The sequence below is a fragment of the Pseudomonas costantinii genome (genome assembly GCF_001870435.1).
In the GTDB taxonomy this organism is placed as follows: Bacteria; Pseudomonadota; Gammaproteobacteria; order Pseudomonadales; family Pseudomonadaceae; genus Aquipseudomonas; species Aquipseudomonas costantinii.
This window is the reverse complement of record NZ_MDDR01000040.1, coordinates 1-21,037: the sequence shown is the minus strand read 5'-3', so window position 1 is coordinate 21,037 and position 21,037 is coordinate 1. Positions and strand designations below refer to the sequence as shown.

The window sequence follows — 21,037 nt, the reverse complement described above, 5'->3', positions numbered from 1 at the left end:
GGAGGGCGTCCTTGCTGAGGCCTCCTACACATCGGGCAACAAATTATGCTTAATGATAATGATTGTCAAATGAGAAGACGAACTAATCTTATGCCTCCTTGTAACCTGTGATCCACGTCTCGCTCGTCCCCCACGACTAATTATTTGCCGCCTCCGTCCGTTCTCATGGGTGACAGGTCCGTTAGTAAAACGGCCATGGAACCAGCACCCGCAGGAGGGCGAAATGGGTTTTTATCGTGCACACAGCGTGTTTCAGTGTGGAGTCCTCAAGCGATGAGTACGCCGACTCGACTGCGCCTGTTTTGCCTGCCCTATTCGGGCGCCAGCGCCATGGTGTATGCGCGTTGGCGCCGGGCTTTACCGGACTGGTTGCAGGTGTGCCCGCTGGAACTGCCGGGGCGCGGCATGCGCATGGACGAGCCGTTGCAGCGCGATATCAAGGCCTTGGCTGAGCAATTGGCAGGTGAGATCAGTCATGACCTGAACGGCCCGTATGCCTTGTTCGGCCACAGCCTTGGCGGCTTGTTGGCATTCGAGTTGGCTCACGCCCTGCGGGAGCGCGGCGTACCTGAACCATTGGCGTTATTTGCCTCCGGCACGGCGGGACCGGCGCGCCGTGATGTCAGCGAGTACGCCGTTGAAAAGACCGACGAACAACTGATCGCCCGCCTGCGCGAACTGCAGGGCACTGCCGAGGAAGCCCTGACCAACCCCGAGTTGATGCAGTTGATGCTGCCGATCCTGCGCGCCGACTTCCTGCTGTGCGGCAGTTTCACCTATGGCGAGCGCGAGCCGCTCGGCATGCCGATCCACGTGTTTGGCGGCAAACAAGACAGCGTGCGCGCCGATCAGTTGCTCGACTGGCAGGCCGACGCCGCCAGCGGCTTCTCCCTGGACATGTTCGACGGTCACCATTTCTTCCTCGTGCAGCACGAAAGCGCCGTGTTGCGCTGCCTGCGGCGCTATGCCGACGAGCATATGGCCCGCTGGCGCAATGGCGCGGCGCGGCAATTGGCCGTCAGCTAAAGCTCCCGCTCTCGATTCTCACGTAAGCCGATTTTCCCGTAAGCCGATTTCAGGCAGGAACCCCATGATGGACGCCTTCGAACTTCCCCGCACTTTGGTCCAGTCCCTTCAGCGTCGCGCCGCGCAGACCCCGGACCAGGTGGCTCTGCGCTTCCTGGCCGAATCCGCCGAACACAGCGTCGTCCTCAGCTACCGTGACCTGGACCAACGCGCTCGCACTATCGCCGCTGCCTTACAGGCCAATGCTGAGTTGGGCGACCGTGCCGTGCTGTTGTTTCCCAGTGGCCCGGATTACGTCGCGGCGTTCTTTGGTTGCCTGTACGCCGGGGTGATCGCGGTACCGGCCTATCCGCCGGAGTCCACGCGCCGTCATCACCAGGAGCGTTTGCTGTCGATCATTGCCGACGCTGAGCCACGCTTGCTGCTGACCATCGCCAGCCTTGGCGATGGCCTGGCGCAGATCGAAAACGCGCCGCCGGTATTGAGCGTCGACACCCTGGGTGCCCAGAGCGCCGATGGCTGGATCGCCCCCGATCTGCACCCCGACGACATCGCCTTCCTGCAATACACCTCCGGCTCCACCGCACTGCCCAAAGGCGTGCAAGTCAGCCACGGCAACCTGGTGGCCAACGAAGTGCTGATTCGTCGTGGTTTTGGTATCGACCTCAACCCGGACGATGTGATCGTCAGCTGGTTGCCGCTGTATCACGACATGGGCCTGATCGGCGGCCTGCTGCAACCGATCTTCAGCGGCGTGCCGTGTGTGTTGATGTCGCCGGCGTACTTCCTCGGTCGGCCGTTGCGCTGGCTGGAGGCGATCAGTGAATACGGTGGCACCATCAGCGGTGGCCCGGATTTCGCCTACCGCTTGTGCAGTGAACGGGTCAGTGAATCTGCCCTGGAACGCCTGGATTTGAGCAAATGGCGCGTGGCGTATTCGGGCTCCGAACCGATCCGCCTCGATACCTTGGAACGCTTCGCCGAAAAGTTCACCGCTTGCGGTTTCACCTCAAACAATTTCTTCGCCTCCTACGGCCTGGCCGAGGCGACCCTGTTTGTTGCCGGCGGCACCCGTGGCCATGGCATCCCGGCGTTGCGGGTGGACGAACAAGCGCTGGCAGCCAATCGCGCCGAGCCTGGGCAGGGCAGTGCGATCATGAGTTGCGGCACCAGCCAGCCGGAACACGCGGTGTTGATTGCCGACCCGCACACGCTTTTAGAGTTGACCGACAACAGCGTCGGTGAGCTATGGGCCACCGGCCCGAGCATCGCCCACGGCTACTGGCGCAACCCCGAGGCCACTGCCAAGACCTTCGTGCAGCACGCGGGCCGCACCTGGCTGCGCACCGGCGATCTGGGTTTTATCCGCGAGGGCGAGGTGTACATCACCGGCCGCCTGAAAGACCTGCTGATCGTACGCGGCCACAACCTCTACCCCCAGGACATCGAACAGACCATCGAGCGCGAAGTGGAAGTGGTGCGCAAGGGCCGGGTCGCGGCGTTTGCGGTGAATGACCAGGGCCTGGAAGGTATCGGCATCGCCGCGGAAATCAGTCGCAGCGTGCAGAAAATCCTGCCTCCCGAAGCGCTGATCAAGGCGATCCGACAAGCCGTGGCCGAGGCCTATCAACAAGCCCCGAGCGTGGTGGTGTTGCTCAACCCTGGCGCATTGCCAAAGACCTCCAGCGGCAAGGTGCAGCGCGCGGCGTGCGCCATTCGCCAGGCGGATGGCAGCCTCGACAGCTATGCGCAGTTCCCTGGTCTGCAAGCGCAGGCGAGCGATGCCTCGCTTACGTCCGAGCTGCAAAACCAGATTGCCGCGATCTGGTGCGAGCAGTTGCACGTCGCGACGGTTGCGGCCGATGACCACTTCTTCCTGCTCGGCGGCAATTCCATCACCGCCACTCAGGTCGTCGCGCGTTTGCGTGAAACCCTGGGTGTGGAGCTGAACCTGCGCATGCTGTTTGAAGCGCCGACGCTGTCAGCCTTCGCCGCCAACGTGGCGCAATTGCAGCAAGATGGCGGCATCGCTCAAGGCGTGATCCACACCCTGTCGCGTCAGGACGACCTGCCACAATCGCTGGCACAAAACCGTCTCTGGATCACCTGGCAGCTCGACCCACACAGCAGCGCCTACACCATTCCCGGAGCCCTGCGCCTGCGTGGCGAGTTACACGAAGACGCGGTACGGGCCAGTTTTCAGCAATTGATCCAGCGTCATGAAGCCCTGCGCACGCGCTTTTACGAGCGTGATGGGCAGGCCTTCCAGCGCGTGGATGCAAACACCGAATTCGACCTGCAAGTCATCGACCTCAGCGACTTGCCCAGTGCCGAGCGTGAAGCCCGTGCGCAACAGATCCGTGAAGACGAAGCGCGCACCCAGTTCGACCTGGAAAAAGGCCCGCTGCTGTGGGTGACCCTCGTACGCCTGGACGATGAAGATCACCAACTGCTGGTGACGCTGCACCACATCATCGCCGACGGCTGGTCGCTGAATATCCTGATCGACGAATTCTCACGCCTGTACGCCGCCGCCTCCCAGGGCCAAACCCTGGAGCTGCCGCCATTGGCATTGCAATACGCCGACTACGGCAGTTGGCAGCGCCAGTGGTTGGCTGAAGGTGAAGGCCAGCGCCAACTGGCGTATTGGAAAGCCCAGTTGGGGGAGGAGCATCCGACCCTGAGCCTGGCTACCGATCACCCGCGCTCGGCACATCACCTCAACAGCGCCTCGCGCCACAGCATGCGGCTGGGCGCGAGCCTCAGCGAAGCGATTCGCCAAACCGCCCAGGCCAACGAATCCACGCCGTTCATGCTCTTGTTGGCGGCCTTCCAAAGCCTGCTTTATCGCTACAGCGGCCAGCGCGATATCCGCATTGGCGTGCCGAATGCCAACCGTCCGCGCCAGGAAACCCAGGGCCTGATCGGCTTCTTCATCAACACCTTGGTGCTGCGCGCCGAGCTGGACGGGCGCCTGTCATTCAATGAGCTGTTGGCTACCACTCGCCAAGCGGCATTGGGCGCTCAGGCGCATCAGGATCTGCCGTTCGAACAACTGCTGGAAGCCTTCCCGCAGGCCCGCGAACAAGGCCTGTTCCAGGTCATGTTCAACCACCAGCAACGTGATTTGAGTGCCTTGCGTCGCTTGCCGGGCATACTCGCCGATGAGCTGCCTTGGCACAGCCGCGAAGCCAAGTTCGACCTGCAACTGCATTCCGAAGAAGACCGCAACGGGCGCTTGAGCCTGTCGTTCGACTACGCCGATGAGTTGTTTGACGCTGCGACCATCCAGCGTCTGGCCGAGCACTTCATCAACCTGCTGCAGGCGGTCTGTGAACAACCGAAGCAAGCCATCGGCGACCTCAAGCTGATGCTCCACGATGAGCAGCGCCAGTGGAGCGAAGCGCCTTGTGCACCCGCACAGCAATGGTTGCCGGAGCTGCTCAACCAGCAGACCTCGGACAACACCGCGCTGGTCTGGCAGGACGGCAGCCTGACCTTCGCCCAATTGCACACCCAGGCCAATCGCCTGGCTCACTATTTGCGCGATAAAGGCGTCGGCCCGGATGTGTGCGTGGCCATCGCCGCCGAGCGTTCGCCACACCTGCTGATCGGCTTGCTGGCGATCATCAAGGCCGGTGGCGCCTATGTGCCGCTGGACCCGGATTACCCCGCCGACCGCCTGGCCTACATGCTTAAGGACAGCGGCGTGCAACTGCTGCTGACCCAGACCTCGATGCTGGAGCAACTGCCGACGGCTGAAGGCATCTGCGTCATCGCGATGGACAGCCTGCACCTCGACAACTGGCCGACCCAGGCTCCGGGACTGCACCTCAATGGCGACAACCTCGCCTACGTGATTTACACCTCCGGCTCCACCGGCCAGCCTAAAGGCGTGGGTAATACCCATGCGGCGCTGGCCGAGCGCTTGCAGTGGATGCAGGCCACTTACCAACTGAACGAAACCGATGTGCTGATGCAAAAGGCGCCGATCAGTTTCGACGTGTCGGTGTGGGAATGTTTTTGGCCGTTGATCACCGGTTGCCGCCTGGTGCTGGCAGGCCCTGGCGAACATCGTGATCCGCATCGCATCGCCCAGCTTGTGCAGGAGCATGGTGTGACCACGTTGCACTTTGTGCCGCCGTTGTTGCAGCTGTTTATCGACGAACCGCTGGTAGCCGAATGCACCAGCTTGCGTCGCCTGTTCTCCGGTGGCGAAGCCTTGCCCGCTGAGCTGCGCAACCGCGTGTTGGCGCAGTTGCCGGCAGTGCAGTTGCATAACCGTTATGGCCCGACTGAAACCGCGATCAACGTCACTCATTGGCACTGCAAGGCCGAGGATGGCGAGCGCTCACCGATTGGCCGGCCGCTGGGCAATGTGATTTGCCGCGTGCTCGATGATCAGCTCAACCCGTTACCGGCGGGTGTGCCGGGTGAACTGTGCATCAGCGGCATTGGCCTGGCACGGGGTTACCTCGGCCGTGCCGGACTGACGGCTGAACGCTTTATCGCCGACCCACTGGGCGAGGCGGGCGCACGCTTGTACCGCACCGGTGACCGCGTGCGCTGGGGCACCGACGGTGTGATCGAATACCTCGGTCGTCTCGATCAGCAAGTCAAACTGCGTGGCTTCCGTGTGGAACCGGAAGAAATTGAAGCGCGCATGCTGGCCCTGGACGGCATCGCCCAAGCCGTGGTGCTGGTGCGTGATGCGCAGTTGATCGGCTACTACACGGCCCACACCGAGCTGGACGAACAGGACGTAAAAACCGCACTGGCCGCCGAGCTGCCGGAGTACATGGTGCCCGCACTCTTGATGCGTCTGGATGCCATGCCCCTGAGTCCCAGCGGCAAAGTTGATCGACGTGCGCTGCCGGAGCCTGTGTGGCAAGTACGTGAACACGTCGAGCCTGAATCACCGTTGCAACTGCAAATTGCCGCTATCTGGCGCGAAGTCCTCGGCCTGCCGCGTATTGGCTTGCGCGATGATTTCTTCGCCTTGGGCGGGCACTCGTTGCTGGCCACGCAAATCATCTCCCGCACCCGCCAGGCCTGTGATGTCGAGTTGCCGTTGCGCACCTTGTTCGAAGCCAGCGAGCTGGGCGCTTTTGCCGAGCAAGTGGGTTTGATCCAGGCGTCTGGCCAGCGTAACCAGCAAACCGCAATCGCCAAGGTCGACCGCAGCCAACCGGTGCCGTTGTCCTATTCCCAGCAGCGCATGTGGTTCCTCTGGCAGATGGAGCCGGACAGCCCGGCCTACAACGTCGGCGGCATGGCACGCCTGCGTGGCGTGTTGGATGTGGGGCGTTTCGAGGCGGCGTTGCAAGCCTTGATCATGCGCCACGAAACCCTGCGCACTACCTTCCCAAGTGTCGACGGCGTGGCCTATCAGAAGGTCGCGCCACAAACCGGTCTGCGCATGGACTGGCAGGATGTCTCGGCGCTGAGCGACGTTGAGCGTCAACAGCGTTTGCAGCAACTGGCCGATCATGAAGCCCACACGCCTTTCAACCTCGAAACCGGGCCGCTGTTGCGCGCCTGCCTGGTCAAGGCTGGCGAGCAGGAACACTACCTGGTGCTGACCCTGCACCATATCGTCACCGAAGGCTGGGCCATGGACATCTTTGCCCGTGAACTCAGTGCGCTGTACGAAGCCTTTATCGACGACCGCGACTCGCCGCTGGCGCCGCTGGCGGTGCAATACCTCGACTACAGCGTGTGGCAACGCCAGTGGCTGGAATCTGGCGAGCGCCAGCGCCAGCTGGATTACTGGACTGCACAGCTTGGGCATGAGCATCCACTGCTGGAGCTGCCCGGCGACCGTCCACGGCCACCGGTGCAAAGCCACCAAGGCGAGCTGTACCGTTTCGACCTGAGCGATGAGTTGGCCGCCCGCGTGCGCGCCTTCAATGCCGAACGCGGCCTCACGTTGTTCATGACCATGACCGCCACCCTGGCTGTGTTGCTCTACCGCTACAGCGGCCAGACTGACCTGCGCATCGGCGCCCCCGTGGCCAACCGTATTCGTCCGGAAAGCGAAGGGCTGATCGGCGCGTTCCTCAACACCCAGGTGCTGCGTTGCCAGCTCAATGGGCAAATGAATGTCGCTGAGCTGTTCGAGCACGTGCGCCACACCGTGATCGAAGGCCAGTCTCACCAAGACCTGCCGTTCGACCATCTGGTCGAGGCACTGCAACCGCCGCGCAGCGCGGCGTATAACCCGCTGTTTCAAGTGATGTGCAACGTGCAGCGCTGGGAGTTCCAACAGAGCCGCCAACTCGCGGGTATGACCGTCGAGTACCTGGCCAACGATGCGCGTGCGACCAAATTCGACCTCAACCTGGAAGTCACCGACCTCGACCATCGCCTGGGTTGCTGCCTGACTTACAGCACCGATTTGTTCGATGAACCGCGCATCGCGCGCATGGCCGAGCATTGGCGCAACCTGCTGGAAGCGTTGATCGCCGACCCGCAACAGCGCCTCAGTGAGTTGCCGTTGCTGACGGCTAACGAGCAACGCGCATTGCAAGACAGCCTGGGTATTGAGGCGGGTGTGCACCGTCTTGATCAGTGCATTCATCAACTCTTCAGCCAGCAGGCAACCGCGCGCGCTGATGCCCCAGCGTTAACCTTTGCCGGTGAGACCCTCAGCTACCGTGAACTGGACGCCCGCGCCAATCGCCTGGCCTGGATGCTGCGTGAGCGCGGTGTAGGGCCGCAGGTGCGCGTCGGCTTGGCGCTGCCGCGTTCTTTGGAGATGGTGATTGGCCTGTTGGCGATCCTTAAAGCTGGCGGCGCCTATGTGCCGCTGGACCCGGAATACCCGCTGGACCGCCTGCACTACATGATCGAAGACAGCGGCATCGGCCTGCTGCTCAGTGACGCGGCGATGTTCGAAGCCCTCGGCGAATTGCCTGTGACTGTGGCTTGCTGGTGCCTGGAAGACGACCTGCCGGTGCTCGCCAATTACCCGGTCGACGCGTTGCCATTGATCAGCCTGCCGCAACACCAGGCGTACCTGATTTACACCTCGGGCTCTACCGGTAAGCCGAAGGGCGTGGTGGTGTCCCACGGCGAAATCGCCATGCATTGCCAGGCCGTGATCGAGCGTTTCGGCATGCGTGCGGATGATTGCGAGCTGCACTTCTATTCGATCAACTTCGACGCCGCCACCGAGCGTTTGCTGGTGCCATTGCTCAGCGGTGCGCAGGTGGTATTGCGTGCCCAAGGCCAGTGGGATGCCGAAGAAATCTGCGGGCTGATTCGCACCCATCGCATCAACATCCTGGGCTTCACGCCCAGCTACGGCAGCCAGTTGGCGCAGTGGCTGGCGACCCAGCACCAGACCTTGCCGGTGCGCATGTGCATCACCGGCGGCGAGGCCCTGACCGGCGAACACCTGCAGCGCATTCGTGCGGCGTTCCAGCCTGAGGTGTTTTTCAACGCCTATGGCCCGACCGAAACCGTGGTGATGCCGCTGGCCAGCTTGGCACCGGAGCAATTGGAAGAGGGCGCCGGCAGTGTGCCGATCGGCAGCATCATCGGTGACCGTGTGGCTTACATTTTCGACGCCGATCTGGCCTTGGTGCCGCAAGGTGCGACCGGCGAGTTGTATGTCGGCGGGGCGGGTCTGGCCCAGGGTTATCACAGGCGCCCGGGCATGACGGCAGAGCGCTTTGTCGCCGATCCGTTTGCCACGAATGGCGGCCGTTTGTATCGCACTGGCGACTTGGTGCGTCAGCGCGCCGATGGCCTGGTGGAATACTTGGGGCGTATCGACCATCAAGTGAAAATTCGCGGTTTCCGTATTGAGTTGGGCGAGATCGAAACCCGCCTGCTGGAGCATGCGGCCGTGCGCGAAGCGGTAGTGCTGGCGCTGGATTCGCCGAGTGGCAAACAGCTGGTGGCGTACTTGGTCAGCGACGAAGACCACGGCACTTTGCGCGAAGCCCTGAAGGCTCACCTCAAGGCACAACTGCCGGACTACATGGTGCCCGCCCATTTGATCGTGCTGGACAGCATGCCGCTGACCGCCAACGGCAAACTCGACCGTCGTGCGCTGCCGCAGCCTGACCCCGAGTCCAATCGCCAACAGTACGTGGCACCCCGCAACGAGCTGGAGCAAACGTTGGCTGCGATCTGGTGCGCGGTGTTGAACGTGCAGAAAGTCGGGCTGGACGATAACTTCTTTGAACTGGGCGGCGACTCGATCCTGTCGATCCAGGTCGTCAGCCGCGCTCGGCAGGCAGGCATTCATTTCAGCCCTCGCGACCTGTTCCAGCACCAGACCGTGCAAACCCTGGCCGCCGTCGCTACCCGTTCCGAGCAGGTCAGCGCCGAACAAGGCGTGCTCACTGGTAGCTCGGGTCTCACGCCGATCCAGCATTGGTTCTTCGATACCGAAATCCCAAATCGTCAGCATTGGAACCAGGCGTTGCTGCTCAAACCGCTGCAACTGCTGGAACCCTATCGCTTGGAGCAAGCGCTGCTGGCGGTGCTGGAACACCATGATGCCCTGCGTCTGAGCTTCACCCCGCGTGATGCCCAATGGCATGCCGAGCATTTGGCCGTGCCGCTAGGCGGCGTGTTGATGCAGGCACAAGTGCGCGATATGGAGCAGTGCACCGCGCTGTTCAGCGAAACGCAACGTAGCCTCGACCTGGCCAACGGCCCGCTGCTGCGCGCGTTGCTGGTGGACGGCCCGCAAGGTCAACAACGCTTGTTGATTGCGATCCACCACCTGGTGGTGGACGGCGTGTCGTGGCGTGTGTTGCTTGAAGATTTGCAAACCGTTTACCGCCAATTGAGCGAGGGGCAGTCTGTCAGCCTGCCCGCCAAGACCAGCGCGCTACGGGACTGGGCGGCACGCTTGCAGGCGTATGCGGGCAGCGAGTCCCTGCGCGAGGAGTTGAGTGTCTGGCAGGATCAACTGGCTGGTCCGCCGGTGGAGTTGCCGGTGGATCGGCCACAAGGTTCGCTGCGTAATCGCGATGCCGACACCGTCAGCGTGCGCCTGGATGTCGAACACACTCGCCAGTTGCTGCAACAGGCCCCAAGCGCCTATCGCACCCAGGTCAATGACTTGCTGCTAACTGCCTTGGCCCGCGTGTTGTGCCGCTGGAGTGGTCACGACTCGGCGATGATCCAACTCGAAGGCCATGGCCGCGAAACCCTGTTCGATGAAATCGACCTGACCCGCAGTGTCGGCTGGTTCACCAGTGCGTACCCGCTGCGGCTGACCCCGCAGGTGGAGCAGGGTGCTTCGATCAAGGCGATCAAGGAGCAACTGCGTGGCGTGCCGCACAAAGGGTTGGGTTATGGCGTGCTGCGCTACCTGGCGGAAGACCAGATCAAGCAAGCCATGGCCGCACTGCCGACCGCCGAAATTACCTTCAACTACCTTGGCCAGTTCGATCAGAGCTTTGGCGCCGATGCGCTGTTCCATCCGCTGGACGAATCCGCAGGCATCGCCCATGACCCGGATGCGCCGCTGCCCAACGGGCTGAGCGTCGACAGTCAGGTGTACGGCGGTGAACTGGTGCTGCGCTGGACCTTCAGCCGCGAACGCCACGATCAACAGACCATTCGCGAACTGGCGGACGCCTACCTCGCCGAATTGCAAAGCCTGATCGCGCATTGCCTGAAGGACGACGCTGGTGGACTCACGCCGTCCGACTTCCCCTTGGCGCACCTGACCCAGCCGCAACTGGATGCGTTGCCGGTTCCGGCCGGCGCCATCGAAGACGTGTATCCGCTGACGCCGATGCAAGAAGGTTTGTTGCTGCACACCCTGCTTGAACCGGGCACTGGCCTCTACTACATGCAGGACCGCTACCGCATCAACAGCGCGCTGGACCCTGAGCGTTTTGCTCAGGCCTGGCAAGCCGTGATCGCCCGTCATGAAGCCTTGCGCGCCTCGTTCTGCTGGAACGTCGGCGAAGACATGCTGCAAGTGATCCACAAGCCAGGCAGCACGCCGATTGAATACCTGGACTGGAGCGCCGATTCGGAAACCGAGCAAGAACCGCGTCTGCAAGCCTTGCTCAAGCAGGAGCGCGAAGCCGGTTTCGATTTGCTTAACCAAGCCCCGTTCCACCTGCGCCTGATCCGCGTCGGCGAAGCGCGCTACTGGTTCATGATGAGCAACCACCACATCCTGATCGATGCCTGGTGCCGTTCGCTGCTGATGAATGATTTCTTCGATATCTACATGGCCCTTGGCGAAGGCCGCGATGCGCAATTGGCCACGCCACCGCGCTACCGCGATTACATCGCCTGGCTGCAACGCCAGAACCTCGCTGAAGCGCGCCAGTGGTGGCAGCAGAACCTGCAAGGTTTCGAGCGCACCACGCCGATCCCGAGTGACCGACCGTTCCTGCGGGAACACGCGGGCCACAGCGGTGGCATGGTGGTGGGCGATTGCTACACCCGACTCGATGCTCGCGACGGTGCGCAACTGCGTGAGCTGGCCCAGGCCCATCAACTGACCGTCAACACCTTCGCCCAAGCAGCATGGGCTCTGGTGCTGCGCCGCTTGAGCGGGGATCGCGACGTGCTGTTCGGTGTCACCGTGGCCGGGCGCCCGGTGGAAATGCCGGAGATGCAACGCACCGTCGGCCTGTTTATCAACAGTATTGCGCTACGGGTGAAACTGCCCGAGGACGACCAGCGTTGCAGCGTGCGCCAATGGTTGAGCGGCCTGCTCGACAGCAATATGCAACTGCGCGAGTACGAATACCTGCCGCTGGTGACAATCCAGGAGCACAGCGAACTGCCCAAAGGCCAGCCGCTGTTCGACAGCCTGTTCGTGTTTGAAAACGCCCCGGTGGAAGTCTCGGTGCTGGACCGCGCGCAAAGCCTGAATGCCACTTCGGATTCCGGCCGCACCCACACCAACTTCCCGTTGACTGCCGTGTGCTACCCCGGCGATGACCTCGGTTTGCACCTGTCCTACGACCAACGCTACTTCGACGAAACCACCGTGCAAGGCATGCTCGGCGAGTTCAAACGCCTGTTGCTGGCGCTGGTGCAGGGCTTCCATGGCGACATGGCCGACCTGCCGCTGATTGGCGAGCAGGAGCGCGAATTCCTGGTGGAAGGCTGTAATCAGAGCGAACATGACTACCCGCTGGCGCGCAGCTATATCGAGCTGTTCGAAGCCCAGGTGGCCGCGCACCCGCAACGCATTGTCGCCAGTTGCCTCGACCAGCAATGGAGCTATGCCGAACTGAACCGTCGCAGTAACCGCCTCGGTCACGCGTTGATTCAGGCGGGTGTTGGTCTGGATCAACCCGTTGCTTTGCTGGCCGAGCGTAACCTCGACCTGCTGGGCATGATGATCGGCAGCTTCAAGGCTGGTGCCGGTTACTTACCGCTGGACCCGGGCCTGCCGAGCCAACGTCTGAGCCGCATCATCGACCTGAGTCGTACACCGTTGCTGGTGTGCACCGAGGCCTGTCACGAGCAGGCGCTGGAACTGCTGGAAGAGTTCGCCTGCGTCGCACGGCCGAAGTTGTTGGTGTGGGAAGCGTTGGCGCAGTCGGATGAAAACCCCGGCATCTACAGCGGCCCGGATAACCTCGCGTATGTGATCTACACCTCGGGCTCCACCGGTTTGCCCAAAGGTGTGATGGTCGAACAGCGCGGCATGCTCAATAACCAGTTGAGCAAGGTGCCTTACCTGCAATTGAGTGACGCGGATGTCATCGCCCAGACCGCCTCGCAAAGCTTCGATATTTCGGTGTGGCAGTTCCTGGCTGCGCCATTGTTTGGCGCACGGGTGGATATTGTGCCGAACACTATTGCCCATGATCCGCAGGGCTTGTTGGCGCATGTGCAGGCCCAAGGCATTAGCGTGCTGGAAAGTGTGCCATCGCTGATCCAGGGCATGCTCGCCCAGGAGCGCATCAGCCTGGACGGCTTGCGCTGGATGCTGCCGACCGGTGAAGCGATGCCGCCGGAACTGGCGCACCAATGGTTGTTGCGTTACCCGGAAATCGGCCTGGTCAACGCCTATGGCCCGGCGGAGTGTTCGGATGACGTGGCGTTCTTCCGCGTCGACTTGGCGTCTACCCGTGGCACTTACTTGCCAATCGGCACGCCGACCGACAACAACCGGTTGTACCTGTTGGATGGCGCGCTGGAGTTGGTGCCGCAAGGTGCGGTCGGTGAGTTGTGCGTGGCCGGTACCGGCGTGGGTCGTGGTTATGTCAGCGATCCGTTGCGTACTGCCCAGGTGTTTGTGCCGAACCCATTTGGCACACCGGGCGAGCGTCTCTACCGCACCGGCGACCTTGCGCGTAGGCGCAGCGATGGCGTGTTGGAGTACGTCGGGCGCATTGACCACCAGGTGAAGATCCGCGGCTACCGCATCGAACTGGGTGAAATCGAAGCGCGCCTGCATGAACAGCCGGAAGTGCGTGATGCGGCTGTTGGTGTGCAGGAAGGCGTCAATGGCAAGCATCTGGTGGGTTACTTGGTGGCGGCGGATGAGGCACTCAACCCGAGCGATCGCCTGGACCGCATCAAGCAGCGCCTGCGTGCCGAACTGCCGGAATACATGGTGCCGCTGCACTGGCTATGGCTTGACCGCCTGCCGCTGAACGCCAACGGCAAACTCGACCGCAAGGCTCTACCGACGCTGGAGATCGGCCAGTTGCACAGCCAGGATTACCTGGCGCCGCGTAATGAGCTGGAAACTACCTTGGCTGCCATTTGGGCTGAAGTGCTCAAGGTTGAACGAGTAGGTGTAGAGGACAACTTCTTCGAGCTGGGCGGGCACTCGTTGCTGGCCACGCAGATTGCCTCCCGCGTGCAGAAAGCCTTGCAACGGGACGTGCCGCTGCGGGCGATGTTCGAGTGCAGCACGGTGGCGGAGTTGGCCGAGTATATCGACGGGTTGGCGGTGAATGAGATCAGTGCCGAGAAGGTGGATCGGTTGAGTGATTTGATGGCGGAGTTGGAGGGGCTTTGACCTTTACGCCTGTTAGGGCTTCATCGCAGCATAGGTTTTTCGGGTTGGCCATTTTTTGAGTACATATCCGTTGTTTGGGTAACGGCTGACTATGGTTTCGCTCTTACAGCGACTCACTTTGGAAAAGCCGGAATGCCGGCCCAGCCCAAAGTAAGCAAAGGGCTCTTGCCCCACCACTCGGCACCTCGCCTAGGCTCGGTGTGCCCGCACTCCGGCTTGAATCCGTGGGCCGCCGCGATGGGCCATCCTTGGCCCAGCGCGGCTAACCCGGCGTCCTGCCGGGTTACCCACGGATTCAAGCCTGCGTGCGGCCAGCGTGGTTAATGGGGCGCCTGAGATCAAGATCAACAGCAGATCAAAAGCAGAGCACGGCGGCCTGAAAGCCGACCTGAGTGGTGTGGAGCAAAAGCCAGATCAGAAGCAGGGCGGGTTGCAGTTTCCCTGATGTATGGAAATTAAAAATGTGGAAGCGGGCTTGCTCGCGCACATGTTTTACCGCTTTTGATCTACACCACTCAGGTCGGCTTTCAGGCCGCCGTGCTGTTGATTTTGATCTTGATCTTAGGCGCCCCGTTAAACCACGCTGGCCGCAAGTAGGCACGGTGGAGCGGGTAAACCGGCAAGGATGCCGGTTTAGCCGCGCTGGGCCAGGGATGGCCCATCGCGGCGACCCGCGCAGCCGTGCCGGAGTGCGGGCACACCGAGCCACAGCGAGGTGCCGAGTAGTGGGGCAAGAGCCCTTTTGGTTACTTTTGGCTGGGCCGGCATTCCGGGCTCTTTTCCAAAAGTGACCCGCTGTAAGAGCGGAACCATACGCGGCCGTTACCCAAATAACGGATATGTACCCAGCAGCCCCGCCACAACAGACGCCTATGCTAATCGTGATGACGCCCGGCCAGGCGCCGCTTACTTAGGCCCGAGAATTTTGGCCAGCTTCTCCGGCGACGGCGCCCCTTGCTGTTGCTGCAACCCACCCTTGTCATCCAGATAGAAAATCGCCGGTGTCGCCGACAACTCCAGCTCATCCATCAATTTCATATTGGCATCGAGCTTGGCCTCGATGTCCGCCGGGATCTTGTCCAGCGCCTGCAATTTGCTGCCTTTACCGGCGGCTTCGTGTTCTTCCAGGGCTTTCTGTGGGTCTTGGGCGGCAAACAGTGCGGCAGATTTGCCTGGGCTGTCTTCGCGAATAATGCCGACCATGATGTGGCGCAATTGCACCTTGCCGGCCTTCACCCACGGCCGCGCCTGCTCCCAGAACATGTTGCAGTACGGGCAGTTGGGGTCGCTGAACAGGTAGACGGTGCGCGGGGCGTTTTTGTCGCCGTCTTGAATCCAGTTGCTGTGTTCCATCTTGGCCCAGACTTCCTTGGCCATCGGCGCGTACACCAGTTTTTCCAGGGGCGCGCTGCTCAGGTCATTGCCTTGGGCGTCGTACAGGTTACCGGCGAGCACGCTTTTGCCATCGGCCGTCAGGTACAGGGCCATGCCACGGTTCTGGTACTGCGCGGCATAGCCAGTGAGGCCACTGGGCGCGTCGAATTTGCCAAGAATCTTGGCGCCTTTGGCCTCGATCTGTTTGATCGGTGCCGGCCAGTCTTCGGCCTGGGCCAGGGTGGCCGCCAGGGCAAGTGGCAGCAGGGTCAGCAGGTGGCGGAGGCGAGGCATGTCGGTTTCCTTGTGGCGGCAGGGGCGATGTCGAAGGGTTCCATGGCACGGGCCAGGCTGGCTTGGGACAACTCGCCCAAGTGGCTGTTGATCAGGCGTCCATCGGCGCTGTAGAACAGCGTCGTCGGTAAAGCCATGGAGCCCACGGCCTGGCCGAGGCGCCCGCTGGCGTCAAACAGTACGTTGTCGAGGGTCAGGCCCTGGGTGGCGAGGAAGGTGCTGACGCTTTGCATGCTTTCGGCCTGGTTGACGAACAGGAAGGTCACGTCGGGCCGTTGGTGTTGCGCACGCTCCAGCACCGGCATTTCCCGGCGGCACGGTGGGCACCAGGTGGCCCAGAGGTTAATCACCAGCGGGCCGCCTTTGAAATCGGCCAGTTGCACCACGTCGCCATTAGCATTGCGCAGCGTGATATCCGGCAGTTGCGCGCCCTTGTCATACAGACTCAGGGACAAGCTGGTCAGCCCCCAGAACACCAGCCCGGTAATTACCCCGGCGCTCAGCGGTGTGCGCAGGGCTGGGCGACGCCAGCCGTACAACAGCGCACCCAGCACCAGCGCGATCACGCCGGGCCAGGCGAGAAAACCGCCGTCGCGCAAATCGACCATCTGCAGCGGGTCGTGGCGGTAATCGCTCCAATACATCAACACAAAGCTGATACGTGCCACCAGCATGCCCAGCAGGAACAGGCTGAACAGCACCGATTCCGGGTTTTCACCGCCACGCTTGGCCACACGCCAGCCCACCAGGGTGGCGAGAATCAGCGCGCCGATCAGCAGGATGTGATTCAGGGCGATGGCGAAGGTACCGATGGTCAGGGTTAGCATCAGCGCGCGTCCCGGGTTTGCGTCCAGCGTTGCAGGAAAGCGGCGGCATCCACTTCGCCGGTGATACGTTGGGCACGGCGTTCTTCGCCGTCCGGGCCGATCCACACGAAGCTCGGTGGCCCCGGCACTTTGTAGCGGCCGAGCAGTTCGCGGCTGGCGGCGTTGTCGGCGGTGACGTCCAGGCGCAATAGGCGCACGTCCTTCAAGGCGTCCAGCACTTCGGGTTTGCCGAACACCTGTTTTTCCATGATCTTGCACGACACGCACCAGTCGGCGTAGTAGTCCACCAGCACCCATTGGCCCTGGGCCTTGGCGCTGTCGAGCTGGCTTTGCAGCACGGCTGGATCGTTGATGGTCATGAAGGCGTCGTGGGCGCTCGGTGCCGCTGCAACCCGCGAGCCGCTGTAAACCTTCAGCGGTTGCCACAGGTCGTCGCTGCCTCCGGCCGCGCCCACCACCAGCACCGCGCCCCATAACCCCAACACCAGGGAACCGGCGCCAAACACCTTGGCCGCCAGGCCGTATTCGCGGGCCAGCGTCCAGCCGCAGTAGGCCATCAACAGCGCCAATGCGCCCCACAGGCCGATCCACAGGGTTTCATCTACCACCGGGCGAATCATCAGTACGGCGGTGCCCAGGAACAGGAAACCGAAGATGCCCTTGAGTACGTTCATCCAGGTGCCCGGTTTAGGCAGGAAGCGGTTGCCCACAGTGACCAGCAGCAACAGCGGAATGCCGATGCCGATGCCCATCGCGAACAGGATCAAACCACCGTGCAGCGCGTTACCGCTTTGAGCGATGTAGAGCAGCGCACCGGCCAGGGGCGCGGTCATGCACGGGCCGACCAACAGGCCGGACAGCGCGCCAAGAACCCCGGCACCCACCAGGCTGCCGCCGCTTTGCTGACGGCTGACGTTGTCCAGGCGGTCACGCAGGAAGGCCGGTAGTTGCAGTTCAAAGAAACCGAACATCGGCAGGGAGAGGATTACAAACAGCGCGGCAAAACTGCCCAGAATCCAGGGTGTTTGTAGCAGCGCGGCAAGGTTGCCGCCGAGCAACGCGGCCAACACGCCGAGCGCCGCATACACCAGGGCCATGCACACCACATAGCTGCTGGCCAGGGCAAAACCGCGACGCGGGCTGGCGCCACTGCCCACTACCAGGCCTGCGAGAATCGGCAACATCGGCAATGAGCACGGCGCAAATGCCAACAATAGGCCCAAGCCAAAGAACACCAGCAGGCTCCAGCCCAAGCTGCGTTGTTGCAGGCCGCTGGCCAGGCTTTGGTCCTGGGCTTGCGCGGTAGCCGCAACGGCCGGGTTACCACCCAGGTCCACGGTGATCGACTGCGGCGGGTAGCACAGGCCCGCATCCGCACAACCCTGCCAGCCCAGCTTGACCTGGCCGGTGACACCGGCTGGGATCTTCACTTCCAGGCCTTGGCGATAGACTTGCTGCTCGCCGAAAAACTCATCGCTATGGGCTTCACCCTGCGGTAATACCGGCTTTTCGGCCAGGCCGTCGAACTTCATGCGCTGCTGGTACAGGTAATATCCGTCGGCAATCTGCCAATACAGCTGGGTCTCGCCACTTTCAAGACGCTCGGAGGTAAAGGTGAAGGCTTTGCCCACCGGGAGGAAATCGGGTTTGGTTTCGAATGGATTGCCCGGCGCGGCCTGGGCAAACCCTGCGAACAACACCAGCAGAAAGGTAAACAGATACCGCATGGTCCAGCCTTAGTTCGATGCAAGTTAGGCACACAATGTGTGGTGTTGATTAACCGATGATTAACCGCGGCTATTCTAGAGGGTGTGTGCATGTTTTAGCGGCATAATCTGCGCTTAATCCGTTGCACCTTTAATTCCCCCATCTTTCATTAAGGGTTAACCATGCACGTACTGGTCTGTGAAGACGATGAACTGATCGCCAGCGGCATCGTGGCCGGTCTCACCGCCCAGGGTTTTACCGTTGAGCGCGTGGGCACGGCCGCTGCCGCGCGCGCGATGCTCAAGGCGGCCACGTTCGACATCATGGTGCTCGACCTCGGTTTGCCCGACGAAGACGGCCTCAAGCTGCTGCAGCAACAGCGCAGCCTAGGCCTGGAAATCCCAGTGCTGATCCTGACCGCGCGGGATTCAGTGACCAACCGCGTCGACGGCCTGCAAGCCGGCGCCGATGACTACCTGCTCAAGCCCTTCGACCTGCGCGAACTCGCCGCACGCCTGCAAACCCTGCTGCGGCGGGTGGCGGGGCGCAGCGTCAACCTGATCGAACACGGCCGCTTGGCCTACGACCCCAGCAGCCGCGAGACCTTCCTGGCCGGCCAGCCGGTAGACCTGTCCCGTCGCGAGCAAGCGCTGTTGCAAGCCCTGTTGCATAACAAGGGCCGGGTTCTGTCCAGCGAACAGCTCAAGGACAGCGTCTACGGTTTTAACGACGAACTGGAAAGCAACGCCCTGAACGTGCACATCCACCATCTGCGGAGAAAATTGGGCAACGGCATTGTCGAGACCGTGCGCGGCCTCGGCTATCGCCTGGGTACCGCTGATGGTGGCCTGGTTGATGATGGAGAGGACGCTTCGTGATGAGCCTGCGCCTGCGCCTGACGTTCAAACTGGGCGCCGCTTTTGTGTTGATCTGGGTCCTGGCGGCGACCTGGATGCTTAACGATCTACGTAACCAGATGATGTTCTCCCTCGACCAACGCCTGGTTGCGTCGGCACGCATGGTCGCGGGGCTGACTGAGCAGATGCCGGGCCTGGCGAGTGTGAGCGGTGGTACGCATTTGCGCACCGAACAACTGAATGTGCCGGGAGGCATGGCCTGCCAGGTCAGCTCCTTGCGTGGGGAGATCCTGGCGCGCAGCCACATGACCCCGGACGAAGGCCTGGAGTCGCGCAAGAGTGGTTTTCGTGACCAGGTCATCGACGGCGTGGGCTGGCGCAGTTTCACCTTGTCCCGTGGCGATTTGCTGATCACCACCGCCGACCGCCAGGTGGAGCGTGAAGCGCTGAACCTGTCGATCTTGCTGGCGGCGTCGGTGCCGGTGGGCGTGGCCCTGCTGGGTTGCCTGTGCCTGCTATGGCTGGGTATCGGCCAGAGCCTGGTGCCGCTCAACCGTATGCGCGATGCGTTGATGCGCCGCAGTGCCGACTCCCTCGAACCGTTGCAGATTCACCCATTGCCCAGCGAGCTGAAACCACTGCTCGACACCCAGAACCAACTCTTGCAGCGCATCGCCAAGACCATTGAGCGTGAGCGCCGCCTCACTGGCGATGCTGCTCATGAACTGCGCAGCCCATTGACGGCGATCAAGACCCACCTGCAAGTGGCACGCATGACCGACGGCGCTGCGCGCGACCAGTCCCTGGCCCATGCCGAGGAAGGTGCTGACCGCCTGCACCGTACCCTGGAACAATTGCTGCTGCTGGCGCGGGTGGAGGGCAACCTGTCGTTCGACGACGGTATGCACTCCAGCGCTGAAGAAGTCGCGCTATTGGCAATCCAGGATGCCAATGCCGGCGACAACTCACGTATCGACCTGATTCTGGCGGATAACCTCACAGCCACCCCGGTGGAAATGCCGGTTGGCCTGGCTGTTGCGGCTCTGCGCAACCTGCTGGACAACGCCTTGCGCCACACCCCGGCGGATACCCGGGTGGAGCTCAGCGTGATGACCGCCGCCGACAATGTGGTGTTCCGTGTGCGTGACCACGGCAAGCAGATTTCCAGTGAGGACCTGCAACACCTGACCCAACGCTTCTGGCGCAATGGCAGCAGCGAGGGCTGTGGCCTGGGACTGGCGATTGTGCAGGCGATCGTCCAGCGCTGCTCTTGTTCGTTGAAATTCGACAGCCAGCCGGATGGTTTGCGGGTCGATCTTGGGATGCCGCTGCGGCGCTGATCACCTTTTCTCAGGTGGCAAATAGTTACCGCCCTCCTGAAGTTTAACCCTTCAGGATGGCGGTAATTTTTTGCGCTTGAACGGGCCGAATGACTCGGCCTGTATTGAAAAGGACAGCTTTTATGTTGGTGATCGATACCAGTTTTTCTGCCAAGGGCTTTAACGAGCGTAATGGCGAGCCTGTGCAGCAGGTGATCCTGCATTACACCGCGGCGCCTTTTGCGTCATCCCTGCGTGCCCTGACTCAGGATGGCGTCAGTGCGCACTATCTGTTGCCTGATCTTGATGAGCCCAGCTATCGCGCTGCTGGTTATGACGAACTGCGGGTGTTTCGACTTGTGGAAGAGGGCAAGCGTGCCTGGCATGCCGGGGTGAGTCATTGGGCTGGGCGGGATAATCTCAATAGCCGGTCGATTGGCGTCGAGATCGTCAATCTGGCGCGGGATGATGGGGGCGTGTTTACCTTTCCGGCGTACGGTGCGGAACAGGTCGATGTATTGATCGCGTTGGTTCGCGACGTTCTGGGGCGATACCCGCAGATTGGGCCGACTGACATCCTTGGGCATTCGGACGTGGCGTATTGGCGTAAGAGTGATCCAGGGCCTCGGCTGCCGTGGCGGTGTTTGTATGAGGCGGGGG

General features: G+C 62.0%; 8 protein-coding genes. 5 read left to right on the top strand and 3 right to left on the bottom strand.

Annotated elements, in window-relative coordinates; genetic code table 11:
* The first annotated feature begins 273 nt into the window (after positions 1 to 273).
* Both BFL40_RS25245 and BFL40_RS25240 read left to right on the top strand, forming a co-directional pair.
* Positions 274 to 1,026 (top strand): thioesterase II family protein, encoded by a 753-nt coding sequence (locus BFL40_RS25245; RefSeq protein ID WP_071486485.1) that lies wholly within the window; start codon positions 274 to 276, stop codon positions 1,024 to 1,026.
* 64 nt (positions 1,027 to 1,090) lie between these two features.
* Positions 1,091 to 13,999, top strand: coding sequence for a non-ribosomal peptide synthetase (locus BFL40_RS25240; protein ID WP_071486484.1), 12,909 nt, complete (start codon positions 1,091 to 1,093; stop codon positions 13,997 to 13,999).
* Between the two features lie 906 nt (positions 14,000 to 14,905).
* Here BFL40_RS25240 and dsbG read toward each other — a convergent pair.
* Genes dsbG through dsbD form a run of 3 tightly spaced genes read right to left on the bottom strand, consistent with a single transcriptional unit; the run spans position 14,906 to position 18,221 of the window.
* The gene (dsbG, locus tag BFL40_RS25235; RefSeq protein WP_071486483.1) at positions 14,906 to 15,667 is read right to left on the bottom strand and encodes a thiol:disulfide interchange protein DsbG; all 762 of its coding nucleotides are present in this window, start codon (positions 15,665 to 15,667) and stop codon (positions 14,906 to 14,908) included.
* On the bottom strand, positions 15,643 to 16,494 hold the full coding sequence (locus tag BFL40_RS25230; RefSeq protein WP_071486482.1) for a TlpA disulfide reductase family protein: 852 nt from the start codon (positions 16,492 to 16,494) through the stop codon (positions 15,643 to 15,645). Before BFL40_RS25230 ends, dsbG begins: the two co-directional genes overlap by 25 nt.
* A complete protein-coding gene (gene dsbD / locus BFL40_RS25225; protein WP_071486481.1) occupies positions 16,494 to 18,221 on the bottom strand; it encodes a protein-disulfide reductase DsbD in 1,728 nt (575 codons plus the stop codon). Before dsbD ends, BFL40_RS25230 begins: the two co-directional genes overlap by 1 nt.
* 162 nt (positions 18,222 to 18,383) lie before the next feature.
* On the opposite strand from dsbD, the gene BFL40_RS25220 reads away from it, so the two are divergent.
* The 3 genes from BFL40_RS25220 to BFL40_RS25210 form a co-directional block, all read left to right on the top strand.
* Entirely contained in the window at positions 18,384 to 19,079 is a 696-nt protein-coding gene (locus BFL40_RS25220; RefSeq protein ID WP_071486480.1) for a response regulator, read from the top strand.
* Positions 19,079 to 20,398: an ATP-binding protein gene (locus BFL40_RS25215; protein ID WP_071486479.1), complete on the top strand. Its 1,320-nt coding sequence runs from the start codon at positions 19,079 to 19,081 to the stop codon at positions 20,396 to 20,398. Before BFL40_RS25220 ends, BFL40_RS25215 begins: the two co-directional genes overlap by 1 nt.
* A 122-nt stretch (positions 20,399 to 20,520) precedes the next feature.
* Positions 20,521 to 21,037: N-acetylmuramoyl-L-alanine amidase (locus BFL40_RS25210; protein WP_071486478.1), on the top strand; the 517-nt coding region annotated here is incomplete at its 3' end.

Bases quoted from the DNA above. Each gene is read 5' to 3' on its own strand.
- BFL40_RS25245 (WP_071486485.1), top strand. From the start codon at position 274: ATGAGTACGCCGACTCGACTGCGCCTGTTTTGCCTGCCCTATTCGGGC.
- BFL40_RS25240 (WP_071486484.1), top strand. From the start codon at position 1,091: ATGATGGACGCCTTCGAACTTCCCCGCACTTTGGTCCAGTCCCTTCAG.
- dsbG (WP_071486483.1), bottom strand. From the start codon at position 15,667: ATGCCTCGCCTCCGCCACCTGCTGACCCTGCTGCCACTTGCCCTGGCG.
- BFL40_RS25230 (WP_071486482.1), bottom strand. From the start codon at position 16,494: ATGCTAACCCTGACCATCGGTACCTTCGCCATCGCCCTGAATCACATC.
- dsbD (WP_071486481.1), bottom strand. From the start codon at position 18,221: ATGCGGTATCTGTTTACCTTTCTGCTGGTGTTGTTCGCAGGGTTTGCC.
- BFL40_RS25220 (WP_071486480.1), top strand. From the start codon at position 18,384: ATGCACGTACTGGTCTGTGAAGACGATGAACTGATCGCCAGCGGCATC.
- BFL40_RS25215 (WP_071486479.1), top strand. From the start codon at position 19,079: ATGAGCCTGCGCCTGCGCCTGACGTTCAAACTGGGCGCCGCTTTTGTG.